Origin of the sequence: Treponema primitia, from assembly GCF_046533075.1 — a bacterium.
Lineage (GTDB): Bacteria > Spirochaetota > Spirochaetia > Treponematales > Breznakiellaceae > Termitinema > Termitinema primitia_B.
The window spans coordinates 56,754-70,012 of the sequence record NZ_JAJQRB010000019.1; the positions used below are offsets into that span (position 1 = coordinate 56,754).

At 48.0% G+C, this 13,259-nt stretch carries 15 protein-coding genes; 11 read left to right on the forward strand and 4 right to left on the reverse strand.

All coding sequences use genetic code 11. The features are described from left to right. The first annotated feature begins 261 nt into the window (after nucleotides 1-261). Both LQZ19_RS03755 and LQZ19_RS03760 read left to right on the forward strand, forming a co-directional pair. On the forward strand, nucleotides 262-816 hold the full coding sequence (locus tag LQZ19_RS03755; protein ID WP_411046313.1) for a hypothetical protein: 555 nt from the start codon (nucleotides 262-264) through the stop codon (nucleotides 814-816). 2 nt (nucleotides 817-818) lie between these two features. Continuing rightward, nucleotides 819-1,091, forward strand: coding sequence for an STAS-like domain-containing protein (locus tag LQZ19_RS03760; protein WP_411046314.1), 273 nt, complete (start codon nucleotides 819-821; stop codon nucleotides 1,089-1,091). Between the two features lie 32 nt (nucleotides 1,092-1,123). Here the strand turns inward: LQZ19_RS03760 and LQZ19_RS03765 are convergent, their stop codons facing one another. Beyond that, a complete protein-coding gene (locus tag LQZ19_RS03765; protein ID WP_411046315.1) occupies nucleotides 1,124-3,205 on the reverse strand; it encodes a hypothetical protein in 2,082 nt (693 codons plus the stop codon). A 2-nt stretch (nucleotides 3,206-3,207) separates the two neighbouring features. Then, entirely contained in the window at nucleotides 3,208-4,272 is a 1,065-nt protein-coding gene (locus tag LQZ19_RS03770; protein ID WP_411046316.1) for a DUF2804 domain-containing protein, read from the reverse strand. Between the two features lie 185 nt (nucleotides 4,273-4,457). Here LQZ19_RS03770 and LQZ19_RS03775 point away from each other — a divergent pair, with 185 nt between their 5' ends. Genes LQZ19_RS03775 through LQZ19_RS03815 form a run of 9 tightly spaced genes read left to right on the forward strand, consistent with a single transcriptional unit; the run spans nucleotide 4,458 to nucleotide 12,767 of the window. Further along, on the forward strand, nucleotides 4,458-6,785 hold the full coding sequence (locus LQZ19_RS03775) for an anaerobic ribonucleoside triphosphate reductase (RefSeq protein ID WP_411046317.1): 2,328 nt from the start codon (nucleotides 4,458-4,460) through the stop codon (nucleotides 6,783-6,785). Continuing rightward, the gene (locus LQZ19_RS03780) at nucleotides 6,760-7,317 is read left to right on the forward strand and encodes a 4Fe-4S single cluster domain-containing protein (RefSeq protein ID WP_411046318.1); all 558 of its coding nucleotides are present in this window, start codon (nucleotides 6,760-6,762) and stop codon (nucleotides 7,315-7,317) included. Before LQZ19_RS03775 ends, LQZ19_RS03780 begins: the two co-directional genes overlap by 26 nt. A 7-nt stretch (nucleotides 7,318-7,324) precedes the next feature. After that, nucleotides 7,325-8,467: a class I mannose-6-phosphate isomerase gene (locus tag LQZ19_RS03785; RefSeq protein ID WP_411046319.1), complete on the forward strand. Its 1,143-nt coding sequence runs from the start codon at nucleotides 7,325-7,327 to the stop codon at nucleotides 8,465-8,467. A gap of 39 nt (nucleotides 8,468-8,506) precedes the next feature. Continuing rightward, nucleotides 8,507-9,145: a 3-hexulose-6-phosphate synthase gene (gene hxlA, locus LQZ19_RS03790; RefSeq protein ID WP_411046320.1), complete on the forward strand. Its 639-nt coding sequence runs from the start codon at nucleotides 8,507-8,509 to the stop codon at nucleotides 9,143-9,145. A gap of 11 nt (nucleotides 9,146-9,156) precedes the next feature. Further along, nucleotides 9,157-9,717: a 6-phospho-3-hexuloisomerase gene (gene hxlB, locus LQZ19_RS03795; RefSeq protein ID WP_411046321.1), complete on the forward strand. Its 561-nt coding sequence runs from the start codon at nucleotides 9,157-9,159 to the stop codon at nucleotides 9,715-9,717. Between the two features lie 9 nt (nucleotides 9,718-9,726). Further along, nucleotides 9,727-10,662, forward strand: coding sequence for a carbohydrate kinase family protein (locus tag LQZ19_RS03800; RefSeq protein ID WP_411046322.1), 936 nt, complete (start codon nucleotides 9,727-9,729; stop codon nucleotides 10,660-10,662). Between the two features lie 10 nt (nucleotides 10,663-10,672). Beyond that, nucleotides 10,673-11,359 carry a D-lyxose/D-mannose family sugar isomerase gene (locus tag LQZ19_RS03805; RefSeq protein ID WP_411046323.1) on the forward strand — a complete coding sequence of 229 codons (687 nt, stop codon included), beginning with the start codon at nucleotides 10,673-10,675 and terminating at the stop codon, nucleotides 11,357-11,359. A 29-nt stretch (nucleotides 11,360-11,388) separates the two neighbouring features. Beyond that, nucleotides 11,389-11,940, forward strand: a complete 552-nt coding sequence (locus tag LQZ19_RS03810) for an epoxyqueuosine reductase QueH (protein ID WP_411046324.1) — start codon at nucleotides 11,389-11,391, stop codon at nucleotides 11,938-11,940. After that, the gene (locus LQZ19_RS03815; RefSeq protein ID WP_411046325.1) at nucleotides 11,937-12,767 is read left to right on the forward strand and encodes a Sir2 family NAD-dependent protein deacetylase; all 831 of its coding nucleotides are present in this window, start codon (nucleotides 11,937-11,939) and stop codon (nucleotides 12,765-12,767) included. The genes LQZ19_RS03810 and LQZ19_RS03815 overlap by 4 nt, the downstream gene beginning before the upstream one ends. Here LQZ19_RS03815 and LQZ19_RS03820 read toward each other — a convergent pair. Continuing rightward, nucleotides 12,757-13,014: a type II toxin-antitoxin system VapC family toxin gene (locus tag LQZ19_RS03820; RefSeq protein WP_411046326.1), complete on the reverse strand. Its 258-nt coding sequence runs from the start codon at nucleotides 13,012-13,014 to the stop codon at nucleotides 12,757-12,759. The two genes, LQZ19_RS03815 and LQZ19_RS03820, sit on opposite strands and share 11 nt — an antisense overlap. Then, on the reverse strand, nucleotides 13,011-13,244 hold the full coding sequence (locus LQZ19_RS03825) for a type II toxin-antitoxin system Phd/YefM family antitoxin (protein ID WP_411046327.1): 234 nt from the start codon (nucleotides 13,242-13,244) through the stop codon (nucleotides 13,011-13,013). The genes LQZ19_RS03820 and LQZ19_RS03825 overlap by 4 nt, the downstream gene beginning before the upstream one ends. Nucleotides 13,245-13,259: the final 15 nt, after the last annotated feature.

Genomic DNA, 13,259 nt, shown 5'->3' on the forward strand with positions numbered 1-13,259 from the left:
TGGGGGTAGGTTAATATCCTTTGAAAATAAGGCAATAGTTTCAATTCCCAGGACTTCAGCAATTCGTTCAAGCATTTCCGTGGAGGGAAACTTGATGAGGGGATATGTTGACAAATGGATAGACAGATGAAATAATACCGTTATGAGCAATATCAAGGATATTTTTTGCACGATAAAGATACATTTAACTCAAAAACGATATTTCAAATATTATCATTTACCGGTAGTGGTAAATTGATTGATATATGAGGATAAAATATCATGATAGAGCATGAAATCACAGAAGCAGTTGTTTCTGAAATGAAAAACTGCTTCGGAAAAAACGATGAACATTTTTCGAAAACTCGTGATATTTTTACCGCACGAATACAGAGTTATACTTTGGAAACGGGGAAATATTTAGAGGCAGCTGTAATTGGTGAAATTGGGAATAACACATTTGATCATAATTTTATATTTGAGAATAATTTTCCTCGGGGTGTATATTGTAATTTATTTTATCGACAAGACTATATTGTATTGGCAGATTATGGAAAAGGTGTAAAGCAATCCTTGCTGCCTGTTTTGCCTTCAATTAAATCAGACGTAGAAGCTGTAGAGATAGCCTTTACAAAAAGGGTTTCAGGGAGATCCCCTGAAAATAGGGGTAATGGATTAAAGTTTGTTTCTGAAAGCATTCAGCAAAATAACTGGCATTTATATTTTCAATCCGGTTCAGGCTGTTGTTCAATAGACAGTGCCGGACTAAATGTTTATGAAAATGATATTTCATTATTAGGTTGTTTGGCAATTATTAGATTTGGTGGAGGAAAATAATTATGGTTTTAAAAATAAATAACTTTGGTGATATTCTCATTTCTCGTCCGGCAGGAAAGGAAGCATTTTTAATGGCAAAAGCATATGTGTTTAAGGAACTTGCATCCAAGGATGATATTATTCTTGATTTTAGCGAAATAAAAGTATTAACCCCTTCATGGGTAGATGAATTTATTTCCGGTATTAAATCAGAATATAAAAATTCAATACAATATATAAATACAGAAAATCCATCTGTAAAGGCGTCACTAAAAACTGTTTTATCAGAGCAATAAAGAAGGGCGACTACCGCGGGTCCCCCCTCAACTCAATCTTCCCCGCCTTGTTTAAGGGACTGCTTAAATAGGGTCTCCGTATCTATTTTCTCGTCAATCCCAAAAACCGGGATAATTCCGTTGTCGTTCACGCTGCGAAACAGAGCCCCGATCTGTTCACCGGTGTAAGCCCAGCTGCTGTCATTGTTTACCAGATTATCCAACACCACGGTTACCGCCAAAGTATAGAACAGTAAACTGGCGTTGGTTTTTTTCTTACCCAGCAGGGTGTCCAGCCGGATGGATACCGGATTGGGAACCTGGAAAACATAGGGCTCCCAGGGATTTTCAATCCCATCACAATGGGTGTTATCCGTAAGACCTGCCTTAATACCCTGTTCTATCCCCGCCGCTACACCGGTAAGGTGCTTCCGAAGACGCCGGATTTCCGGGTAGAGGGCGATAACTTCCTTTTTTTGGAAAGGCGGAGGGGCGCTTGCTTCAAACCGGTAATAGGGAAGGAAATAGAGCCGCTTGGTCCAGTGGAGTTCATTGAGCAGTCGTTTTGCGTAGGGGGATGTCTTTGACTCAGCGGGGCTGTCCAGGATACGGCAGTATTCCGCCAGCCGGGGGAGGTACTCTTTCCCAAAGGCTTCATCAATATAGAAGTGCCAGTCGGTCATAATAGTAGTCATGGTTTCCCTGATATCTTCTACAGAACCATCGGAATTAGTAATCGTACTGAAGTTTACATACCGGAGTCCAAAGAGAAGTTCCTCCAGGATACGGGTCAGGATCACAACCTGCTGGAGGGGGTCCGATGGAGGGATAAGGACGTAGTTCTTTTTTAGGTCGAAGATATCCGAAAAGTAGGGGAAGAAATCGGGGAACTCGGACATTTTCTCCCAGCCTGCCTTGGGAAACAAGGTTTCCAGGGTGTCCATGCCCCGATCCAGGGCCTTCCGTTCAGCTTCCCGGATAACCCGCTTTTCCTTTTCCTCTTCGGTGATCTTCGTGTCGTCCTTTTCCTCATCTTCCTTTTCGCTGTCCCCCTCGTTCTCCTTTAACCCGGTGACCATCTCTTCGGTAATCGTCTCTTCCTTAATGATGTCCTGGGGAGTAAGACGGTTCTCTTCGGTTACTTCAAGGAAGGCCATAAACCGGTTACGCCGTTCGGTAAAGAAGGCATTGTAGGTTAAAAATTTATTTGACAGCAGTTTGAGGAGCAGGGGGTACAGAAGAAACCGTATATCCCGCCGTATCATGTCGAATGCAGCCAGGGCGGAACGGATTTGCTCCTGTTGCTTATTTTGTGCCTCCGTGGGGTTTTCAATAAAGAGTATTTTGTATAGCAGCCGATAAGCTTCTTTGATATGGCTATCCAGATCCAGCTGTTCCGTAAGAAAGAGGGGCTTATATATGATCTTGAGGATCCCTATAAAATCCGCAACCCGGGCGCCACGGGGATTGGCCTGGAGCCTGGCCAGATCTCCGGCGATTTTTTCAATATTCCATTGGCGGAAAATATCAACGATTCCATAGGCAGAGGTGGATATCCGTTTGAACCGCTCGTTCCGCAGGATATTATTCCGGGGCAGCAAGGTCCGGGTAACGGTTACCAGAAGCTCAATGTGCTTGTAGTATTCGTTCATCCGTTTGTTTACAAAGGCGGCGCTTACCCCATCCGGCGGTCTGCTGAAGAGACTCAGCATAGACTGAAGAACCTGTATGGGATTTTTTATATCGAATTCCGCTGAACCGCAGAGGCGATCCATTTTTACCCGCTCCCAGTAGCTTTGTCTGATCGGTATGGTGGGATCGTCCGCAGGATTTGGCTTCCTTGGAGTTTTTTGCTTGGCCTCATCTCCGATATCCGTATCCCCCGGAAGGGGCGCTTCTGGTCTCCGTCTGGGCTGATTCCTGCCGGTTCCACTACCGGGCTTGCCCTTTACATGAACGTCTACGGTTTCATGCCTAGTCTTGGGGGGCGGCGGCGGGGTTGGTGACTTTTCAACCCCCACCTCTCCTCCCAGAAGCCCAACTAGTCGTTTGGCCTCCGCCGGATCGAAGGAACCTAAATTACCCCGTACCCGGTCTAATTCACCGGGTTCATAGATTGCCTTTTGTTTTGCCATGTTTATACCCGAAGATAGAGTTTTTCGCCCGAACCCCAAAGATTACGGACCGGGATTTGTTCACCCGCTGCATTAACCAGCATACCATTATAATATCCCAAAGGGGTATGATATTCCCATTTTGTAAGAAATAAATTGAAGGAACTGCGTATTTGTTCCTGGGGGGTAAAGGTAAGATCCACCATCCCCTCCACATCCTGGATTACCCAATCGGATCCAACTCCCTTGGGCATGGTTATCCGTACCGGCGGCAGGGGAGTCATCCGTCCCGTCTCCTCGAAGGCGCCTTCTTGCCAAAGAACATTCTCATTATTCTTAAAGGTCTCCCTGGTTTGATTTTCGGCGATACTGAAGCCAAATCGGAGTTTTTCCGTATCCCCAAAGGCGTTACACCAGGTTGAGTGCATCCTGTAGGGAAAATAACCCTTATAATCCCGGAAAACCCCCATCGTTTTTTCCGGATCCAGGGAAATATGCCGTCCCCCAAAAACCATATCTCCCCGGACCGCCGCGAATGTCTTGTAGGCGTACATACAGCGCTGGTCTGAAAAAGGCAGGTTCACCACCAGGGGAGATGCCTTCAGGGAATTCAGGCAGTATTCCAGATGAGCCGTAAGGGAGGGCCGCTTGCGGGTTGCCTCAATATCCAGATCTATCTTGATGGTATTGGCATCAAGCCAACTATGCATACGGAAGAAAAACCCGTAAGAACCGCTGTAAACCGAAGAATTCGAAAGACTCCGGGGAAGATGCCATCCGCTGAAGGGAATAACCTTATTAAACCGCAGCCGCTCCCCGCTTTCCTTATCGTAGAGGACCACCTGGGCAACACGGTAATACTTTATATTTGCCAGAAAGGCTTCCAAATATATATGATCATCCTGGACGGCGAAGGATTCCCATTCCTTTACCCGCAAATCCCGTAATCCCCGGGGCAGGGGAAACGAAAAGGGACGCCGGATTTCCAGCAGATCCACTTCATTGAAGGCCTCTTTCCAGGTCCCCAGAATGGGTGCGCCGTTTTCAATTGGAGTCCCCCGGGAGGCAAGAATTTCCCTTGTATACATTTCCTTCTAATATACGGTATTTTTCCAATAATATGTAGATTTACTTGATTTTTCTTTATATCCCCGTTGACGCACTACAGATAGAGTAATATCATACGAAATAACGCTATATACTGTGTATGTTTCAGTCGAAATATTATATAATATAAAATAAAAAGATTTGGGGATTTTTTGAGGGAGGAGTAATGCCTACGAGGATTTTAAAACGGGACGGAAGGGAGGCCCCGTTTAATATTGAAAAAATAACGAATGCTATTTACAAGGCAGGGATGGCTACCGGTACTATGGAATGGGAAGATGCCATGGCGCTTTCTGAACGGGCCGTTAGTCGGCTTGAAGCGGCCTATAAAGGCAGGATCCCCGCGGTGGAGGAGATCCAGGATACGGTTGAACAGGTGATGATCGAGAGCGGCCTGGGTACGGCGGCTAAGAAATTCATCCTTTATCGGGCGGAACGGACCCGGATCCGGGAAATGAACACCCGGCTGATGCGCACCTACGAGGAATTGACTGTTAAGGATGCGAAGGACAACGATTTAAAGCGGGAAAATGCCAACATTGATGGCGATACCGCCATGGGGCACATGCTCAAATACGGTTCCGAGGGAGCTAAGCAGTTCAACGAGCTGTTTATCCTCAATCCCCTCCACGCCAAGGCCCACCATGAAGGGGATATCCACATCCACGACCTGGATTTTCTTACCCTTACCACCACCTGCTGCCAGATTGATATCAATAAGCTTTTTACCGGCGGTTTTGGGACAGGCCATGGGGCCATCCGGGAACCAAACGATATACGCAGCTACTCGGCACTGGCCTGTATCGCCATCCAGTCCAACCAAAACGACCAGCACGGGGGACAGAGTATCCCCAACTTTGACCGGGGACTTGCCCCGGGGGTGGCAAAGACCTACGTTAAAATGTATCGCCAGAACCTGCTTAAGGCCCTGGAGCTCCTGGCCTTTGCCCATGTGGAGGAACTGGAAGCGGTACTGAAGGCGGAACTTTTTGGCGGTTCCCTGCGGCCTAAGCTGAGCGGTTCCGAAGAGTACTGTAAGGCGGAGGCGCTTATCCTGGCCCGGCGCCTGGATGCCGACACCATCAAACGGGCCCAAGACTTTGCCCTGTCATCGGCCCTGAAAGAAACTGAGCGTAACACCTACCAGGCGATGGAAGCCTTTATCCACAATCTCAACACCATGCACAGCCGGGCGGGAGCCCAGATACCTTTTTCTTCTATCAATTACGGAACCGATATTTCCCCCGAAGGCCGGATGATCGTCCGGAACATACTCCTGGCCACCGAAGCCGGGTTGGGGGATGGGGAAACCCCGATTTTTCCGATCCAGATTTTTCGGGTTAAGGAGGGGATCAACTACAATAAGGGTGATCCTAACTACGACCTCTTTAAGCTTGCCTGTAAGGTCAGCTCCAAGCGGCTTTTCCCCAACTTTTCTTTCCAGGACGCTCCCTACAATCTCCAGTACTACCACCCGGAACGGCCGGAGACGGAGATTGCCTACATGGGCTGCCGTACCAGGGTGATGGGGAATATCTACGATCCCGATCAGGAAGTAACCTACGGCCGGGGCAACCTGAGCTTTACCTCGATAAACCTACCCCGGCTTGCCCTGCGGGCTAACGGCAACCTTGATCTATTCTTTGACGAACTGGATAAAAAAACCGATCTGGTGATAGCTCAGCTCATAGAGCGTTTTGAGATCCAGGCCCGGAAGAGGGTGAAGAATTTCCCCTTCCTCATGGGCCAGGGGATATGGCTCGATTCGGATAAGCTGGACTGGGAGGATGAAATCCGGGAGGTTCTCAAACACGGGACCCTAACCCTGGGCTTTATCGGCCTGGCGGAATGCCTTAAGGCGCTGATTGGGAAACACCACGGGGAATCGGCGGAAGCCCAAGCCCTGGGTTTGCGGATCATCAGCAAACTTCGCAGCCGTATGGACGAAGCATCTCTGGAAAAGAAGCTCAATTTTTCTCTCATCGCCACCCCGGCGGAGGGCCTTTCCGGCCGCTTCGTCAAACTGGACCGGCAGATCTTCGGCGTCATTCCGGGGGTCACCGATAAGGACTACTACACCAACAGTTTCCATGTGCCGGTGTACTACCCCATTGCTGCCCTAAAGAAGATAGACATTGAAGCCCCCTACCATGCCCTGACCAATGCGGGACACATCAGCTACATCGAACTGGACGGGGACGCCTCCAAGAACCCCGAGGCTTTTGAGAAGATAGTCCGGGCCATGAAAGAGGCGGGCATCGGTTACGGCAGCCTGAACCACCCCCTGGACCGGGACCCGGTCTGCGGTTTCCGGGGCATCATAGGCGAGACCTGCCCCAAGTGCGGCCGTACCGAGGGGGATGTGCCCTTTGAGCGGATCAGGCGTATCACCGGTTATCTGGTGGGAACCCTGGACCGGTTTAACAACGCTAAGCGGGCGGAAGAAAAGGACAGGGTAAAGCATTTCCATGTTAACCATAACGCAGCCTCGTAACGAGGTTTTAGACCAAATCGCCGTCCGGGAAGAGACCCTTACCATAGGCGGCATGGAAACCGAGTCCATCGTAGATGGTCCGGGCTTCCGTTATACAGTGTTCGTCCAGGGCTGCAATTTCCGCTGCCCCGGCTGCCATAATGCCTATCTGCAAACTTTTGCCGGCGGCTGCAGTATTACTGTGGGGGAGATTTTGGACGCTGTCCGGGACAATCCCCTCCTGGACGGCCTTACCCTTTCCGGCGGTGACCCCTTTACCCAAGCCCGGGTCTGCGCTGTCCTGGCGGAGGAAGTCCATGCCCTGGGCCTTTCGGTGATGACCTATACGGGCTATACCTTCGAGGACCTGTGGTTCGCTGACAACCCTGACTGGCGGCGGCTCATTATGACCACCGACATTCTGGTGGATGGTCCCTTTATCCGGGAACAGCGCAATATCGATCTCCGCTTCCGGGGTTCCTCCAACCAGCGGCTCATTGATGTGCGGCGGACCTTCGCTGCGGGGAAGATCATTGTGCTGGGGGAGGAGTGAGACTGTTATGACTGAAATTTTCAACCAGCCTTGGAAGCTGATCCCCAATAAAATCCGCGGCGCGGGGGGTAGGGAAATTGATAAACTGCGGGGGGTGAATCCTCCTGTGGATACGCTGGATGGCTCAGAGGCCTGGATTGGTTCGGTTACCCGAGCTGCGGAAGCCCCCGCGGAAGATCCCCACCATGGATGTTCAGAGGTAGTACTGCCCGATGGCCGGAGGATGTTTCTTTTTGAAGCCATTGCCATTAATCCAGAAGCCACCCTTGGCAAAAAACATTTTTCCAGGCATGGAACTAATCTGGGAATGCTGATTAAGTATCTGGACGCACAGGAACAGTATATGCTCCAGGCCCATCCTACTCGGGAATTCGCAAAAAAAATGTGGAACAGCGATTTTGGTAAAGAGGAAAGCTGGTACATGATCGGTGGACGGGAAGACACCAAGGAGCCGCCCTATATCCTGTTGGGATTCAAAAAAGGAATTACCCGGGCAAAATGGGAAGAACTGTACAACAAAGAGGATCTGAATGGGCTGGAGCAGCTCTGTCATAAAATCCCTGTTAAAGCAGGGGAAACCTATTTTGTCGGGGGAGGTACTCCCCATGCTCTGGGAGAGGGTTGTTTTTGCATTGAGGTGCAGGAACCCAGTGATATTACCGTAATGCCCATTCACCAGCAAGAATTAAAACGAATCTTTACTGCTAAACTGCCCGATGGCGCCGATATATCATCCAGCCTTATTGCTCCATTTTTGGTTGACAGTAAAGCGGTCTATGACGAAAAAACCTTAGGTGCTTTTGTTTATGAAGGCTATAGTTATGAAGAGAATCTCCGGCGCCGGCGTATTCTGCCTAAAATAATCCGCGAAGGCCCCTGGGGTAAGGAATATTTCCTTATTGGGCCGGAACAGACGGATTATTTTTCTTTTACCCAGGCGGATGTGCAGGGCAAAGTGGGTGTCCGTATTACCGGTTTTCCCCAGGTAGGAATCGTGCTGGCAGGTGAAGGGGCGATCCTCTTTGATGGCGGTAAAATGTCGGTGAAGAAGGGGGATGAAGTTTTTCTTCCCTATAACATTCCCGGAGCTGCCATAGATGGAAACCTATCGCTTGTATTCTGTCATCCCGAAGGCGTATCCGAAAAATAATCCGGAACCTGTGTTTAAAAAAGCATAACATTGGAGGAAATGATGGAATTGTTATTAGCATTGGATTTTATCACATTGCCGGATGCCAAACGTTTGCTCCATAGGGTGATCGATTGTATCAACATTGTTGAAATAGGAACACCTTTTATCGTACAGGACGGCGTTCATGCGGTTCGGGAAATTCGTAACGAATTTCCTAATATAAAAATATTTGCAGATATTAAAATCATGGACGCCGGTAGTGAAGAGACCGAAATGGCTATCAAGGCAGGGGCGGATATAGTATCCGTTCTGGGCGCCGCAGATGATGCCACAATAAAGGGTGCAGTTACTACCGCACATAAATATGGCAAAAAAATCCTTGTGGATATGATCGCTTGTTCTGATATCGCTTGCCGCGCAACGCACATTGATACGATAGGGGTGGACTATATCTGCGTACATACCGCATTTGATATACAAAATACCGGTATTAATCCGCTGAAAGAACTTATCATCGTAAACGGTGTTGTTAAAAACGCCCAAACCGCAGTTGCCGGCGGTGTAAACATTGCGACCCTGCCGGAAATTATACAGGCTCATCCCGCCATCATAATTGTTGGCGGCGCCATTACAACAGCTGCGGACAAATATTTTGCTGCAAAGCAGATGTACGATTTAGTACACAAAAACGAATAAGGAAAGGCACGATGAACAATACCGAATATGCGGTTGCGATAGCTAAAGAATTAGAGCGAACTGTTTTACAAATTGATGCTGAAAGCGGAGAAAGATTGACCGACGTGATTTTATCCTCAAAAAGGATTTTTGCCGCCGGAGCGGGACGAAGCGGGTTTATGGTCAAAGCTTTTGTTATGCGGCTTATGCACATGGGTTTTGAATCCTATATGGTTGGTGAAACTATAACGCCTAATATAGGGGTAGGCGATATTTTGGTTATTGGTTCCGGTTCGGGAGAAACAGGAAGTCTGGTATCCATGGCACAAAAGGCAAAAAAGATAGGCAGTACCATCGCGTTAGTGAGCATTTTTGCTGAATCCACTATCGGTAAACTTGCAGATGTGATTGTAAAAATACCGGCGCCGACACCAAAGATAAATACTGATACGGGGTTTAAATCAATTCAGCCTATGGGTTCTTTGTTTGAACAAAGCCTTTTACTTACACTTGATGCGGTTATTCTGCGGCTTATGGAAAAACGCGGGGGAGATTCAGATACCATGTTTAGCCGGCATGCCAATCTGGAATAGGTAAAAGGTATGGATTTATTCAGTATTGGAGAGATGGTCATTGATTTTATTCCGGGAACAGAACCGGGGAGTTATATTCGGAATGCGGGAGGCGCTCCGGCGAATGTTGCTATAGCAGTTGCCCGGAATGGTCTCTCCGCCGGTTTCTGCGGCAGGGTGGGGGATGACGATTTCGGACTTTTTTTGACTGCAACTTTACGGGAGAATAACGTTAAAATTCTCTGTAATGAATTGACCAATAAAGCAATTACTACGATGGCATTTGTAACACTTGATAAAAACGGAGAGCGTTCATTTACCTTTGCCCGTAAACCCGGTGCGGATATGTTTTTGGAGCAATCGGATATCCTTATCATGGATATTGAGAACAGTACCATTATTCATGCCGGTTCTTGTTCACTGTCAAAAGAGCCGATAGCCAGTACCGTCCCGTTTGTACTGAAACAAGGGCATAACAAGGGGAAACTTATCAGTTTCGATGTAAATTATCGGAACCTTATATGGGACAACAATATACAGAACGCAGAGGCTAAACTTTTTGAAATTCTTCCTTATGTAGATTTGCTAAAAATTTCTGAAGAAGAAGCGGCGATGGTTGGCGGGGAATCTAACATATCCTGCCTGATGCGGGATTATCATATTACCCTGGTAGTAGAGACTTTGGGCGCCAAGGGGGCTAAATGTTTTTGGAATTCAGATTGTTTGTTTTCACCGCCCTGGGGTGACATTGTCGTTGATACCACCGGAGCGGGAGATGCTTTTTGGGGTGGCTTTCTTTCAAAGTTGATTTTGGACGGAGTCGATAAACCGGAAAAGTTGAATAAAACTATTATTTCTGATGCAATGCGATTTGGTAATGTTGCAGGCGGACTTTGTGTTCAGAAAAAAGGAGCTGTCAGTTCACTCCCGGTGAGGAAAGATATAGAACGCTATTTAAGTATGTAGGAGGAATGATATGAAACGTTCAGAGATAAACCAAAAATTAAGAGAAGCAGCTGCATTTGTCGAAAAATTAGGATTTAAACTCCCGCCATTTACGGCATGGAGTCCCGAAGAATGGCAGCATAAGGGTCATGAATATGATGAAATTCGTGACAATATGTTAGGTTGGGATGTAACCGATTATGGCGAAGGACACTTTGATACTTTAGGATTAATCCTCGTAACTATCCGGAATGGCAATCAAAAACTACCCAAAAAATATCCAAAACAATACGCGGAAAAAATTTTTATTCTAGGAGCTAATCAATTATCGCCAATGCACTTTCATTGGGTAAAGATGGAGGACATTATTAATCGGGGTGGGGGGAACCTGTTGGTACAATTATACAATAAAACGGCAGATAATAAATTGGCCGATACGGATGTATTAGTCAAAACAGACGGATATAGCCGTTATATGAAGGCCGGTTCAAAAATACGATTAACGCCCGGAGAAAGTGTATCATTTGAAAAAGAAGTTTACCATGAACTTACGATCGAGCCCGGTACCGGATCTGTTTTGGCCGGAGAAGTAAGTCTGTGTAATGACGATAATACGGATAATTTTTTCTTAAAACCTTTCGGTCGATTTCCTAAAATAGAAGAAGACGAACCGGCTTTTAGGCTTTTATGTAATGAGTATCCTACGGCAAAAGATTAAGAATAGAAGTTATAATGGTCCATACCCCCATGAAGCTTCTCCTCCATACCTGCTGCGCCCCCTGCTCCGTCCAATGCGTGGAGGCCCTCCGTGCCGAAGACATACGCCCGGACCTGTTCTGGTACAACCCCAACATCCACCCCTATACGGAGTACCAGGCCCGCCGGGATACCCTGGTTCAGTTTGCCGCCGACTCGGAACTGCAGCTCCTCATGGAAGATGATTACGGCCTGCGTTCTTTTATAGCCGGCCTTAATGGGAGCTTTGGGGAAAGCGGCGACGGCTCTCGTTGCGCTTATTGTTACCGTCTCAGGCTGGACAAAACCGCAGCCTATGCGGCAGCCCATGGCTACGATTGTTTTTCCACAACCCTGCTTATCAGCCCCTATCAAAAACACGATCTCATTCGGGAAGTCGCTGAAGGGATGGCGGAGAAGTACGGTGTGCAGTTTTTTTACCGGGATTTCCGCCCCGGTTTCCGGGAAGGCCAGAAGCAGGCCCGGGAGCGGGGTTTCTATATGCAGAAATACTGCGGGTGTATTTTCAGTGAGGAGGAACGGTATCTGGGGAAACGGGAATGATGAAGGATGAAATAGCCGAACTGTTTGCCCTGATTACCGAAGCCCGTCACTGCGTGGCCCTGACCGGCGCAGGAATAAGTACCCTTTCCGGTATCCCTGATTTCCGGGGCAAGAACGGCCTGTATACCGCGGGATTGCCCCGGGAATTTATTGACAAGTACCCCCCGGAAGTTCTTGCACTATATCTGTCTGGACTGTCCATGGAAAAAGTTTTCGATATTGATGAATTTGAAAGGGACCCCGCTTATTTTTATACAAATGCCGGCCCCATGGTTTATACGGTTCATGAGAAGGAACCTTCCATCGTGCACACCTGCCTAGCCGAACTGGAACGACGGGGCCGTCTTAAAGCGGTGATAACCCAGAACATCGACATGCTCCACCAGAAGGCGCTGAGCCAAAGGGTAATCGAAGTGCACGGTTCCCCCCGTATGCACTACTGCCTCCGTTGCGCCGGTATCCGGGTGGACTATGCGGAAGTTGCCGCCCTAGTAAAGGCCGGGCAACTGCCCCGCTGCCCCAAGTGCGACAGGGTCCTGAAGCCGTCTATCACTTTTTACGGTGAAAGCCTTCCAATGGAAGCGCGTCGGGAAGCGGAAGGGGAAGCCCAGGAGGCGGACCTGATGCTTATCCTGGGGTCCAGCCTTACGGTACTGCCCGCCGCCGCCATTCCCCGGACTACCCTGCAGCGTGGCGGCAAGCTGGTTATCGTCAATGATATGAGGACCCCCTTGGATGATGATGCGGTCCTGCGCCTCTGGGATCTGGAAGAGGTGTTTGAAGGGCTGAATGAATTACTGGTATTTCCGGCGAAGCTTAAAAAATAGTTTTAATGCCGGCCTTTTTGCAGGCCGCGCTAAGGTTATGGTCATTGCCTTTTATAGCATCAAGATTGGTAATACGGTTTTTCCGGATTGCTTTTTTCATTACATTTGCTATTTCGTACCAAAATAATTGCGGCACATAGATGTTATCGGATTCTGAAATTTTATTAAATTCAGTTTCAACCGCATCGGAATTGTCTTCGGCAAGTATTAGCGGAATAATGAAGGAGCAGTCTAAAATATAATTCACGGTCTGCCTTCTTCTATCGCTTCGCGGATATCAAAGGATTCACCGGCAGTCCTTTTTCGGATTTCCCCTAATTCCCGGGTTACTTCCCGACGCGGTTTTTTATCTTCTGAAAAGGGGATTAGCTTTGCAATGGGAATCCCGCGTTTGGTGATGACATAGTCCTTCCCTTTTTGAATTTCATCAAGCATTTCGGATAAATGGGTTTTGGCGTCAAATGTTCCAATGGTCATATAGGCTCCTATAAA

Bases quoted from the DNA above. Each gene is read 5' to 3' on its own strand.
- LQZ19_RS03780 (WP_411046318.1), top strand. From the start codon at position 6,760: ATGTTAACCATAACGCAGCCTCGTAACGAGGTTTTAGACCAAATCGCC.
- LQZ19_RS03770 (WP_411046316.1), bottom strand. From the start codon at position 4,272: ATGTATACAAGGGAAATTCTTGCCTCCCGGGGGACTCCAATTGAAAAC.
- LQZ19_RS03810 (WP_411046324.1), top strand. From the start codon at position 11,389: ATGAAGCTTCTCCTCCATACCTGCTGCGCCCCCTGCTCCGTCCAATGC.
- LQZ19_RS03765 (WP_411046315.1), bottom strand. From the start codon at position 3,205: ATGGCAAAACAAAAGGCAATCTATGAACCCGGTGAATTAGACCGGGTA.
- LQZ19_RS03815 (WP_411046325.1), top strand. From the start codon at position 11,937: ATGATGAAGGATGAAATAGCCGAACTGTTTGCCCTGATTACCGAAGCC.
- LQZ19_RS03760 (WP_411046314.1), top strand. From the start codon at position 819: ATGGTTTTAAAAATAAATAACTTTGGTGATATTCTCATTTCTCGTCCG.
- LQZ19_RS03785 (WP_411046319.1), top strand. From the start codon at position 7,325: ATGACTGAAATTTTCAACCAGCCTTGGAAGCTGATCCCCAATAAAATC.
- LQZ19_RS03805 (WP_411046323.1), top strand. From the start codon at position 10,673: ATGAAACGTTCAGAGATAAACCAAAAATTAAGAGAAGCAGCTGCATTT.
- hxlA (WP_411046320.1), top strand. From the start codon at position 8,507: ATGATGGAATTGTTATTAGCATTGGATTTTATCACATTGCCGGATGCC.
- hxlB (WP_411046321.1), top strand. From the start codon at position 9,157: ATGAACAATACCGAATATGCGGTTGCGATAGCTAAAGAATTAGAGCGA.
- LQZ19_RS03775 (WP_411046317.1), top strand. From the start codon at position 4,458: ATGCCTACGAGGATTTTAAAACGGGACGGAAGGGAGGCCCCGTTTAAT.
- LQZ19_RS03800 (WP_411046322.1), top strand. From the start codon at position 9,727: ATGGATTTATTCAGTATTGGAGAGATGGTCATTGATTTTATTCCGGGA.
- LQZ19_RS03825 (WP_411046327.1), bottom strand. From the start codon at position 13,244: ATGACCATTGGAACATTTGACGCCAAAACCCATTTATCCGAAATGCTT.
- LQZ19_RS03755 (WP_411046313.1), top strand. From the start codon at position 262: ATGATAGAGCATGAAATCACAGAAGCAGTTGTTTCTGAAATGAAAAAC.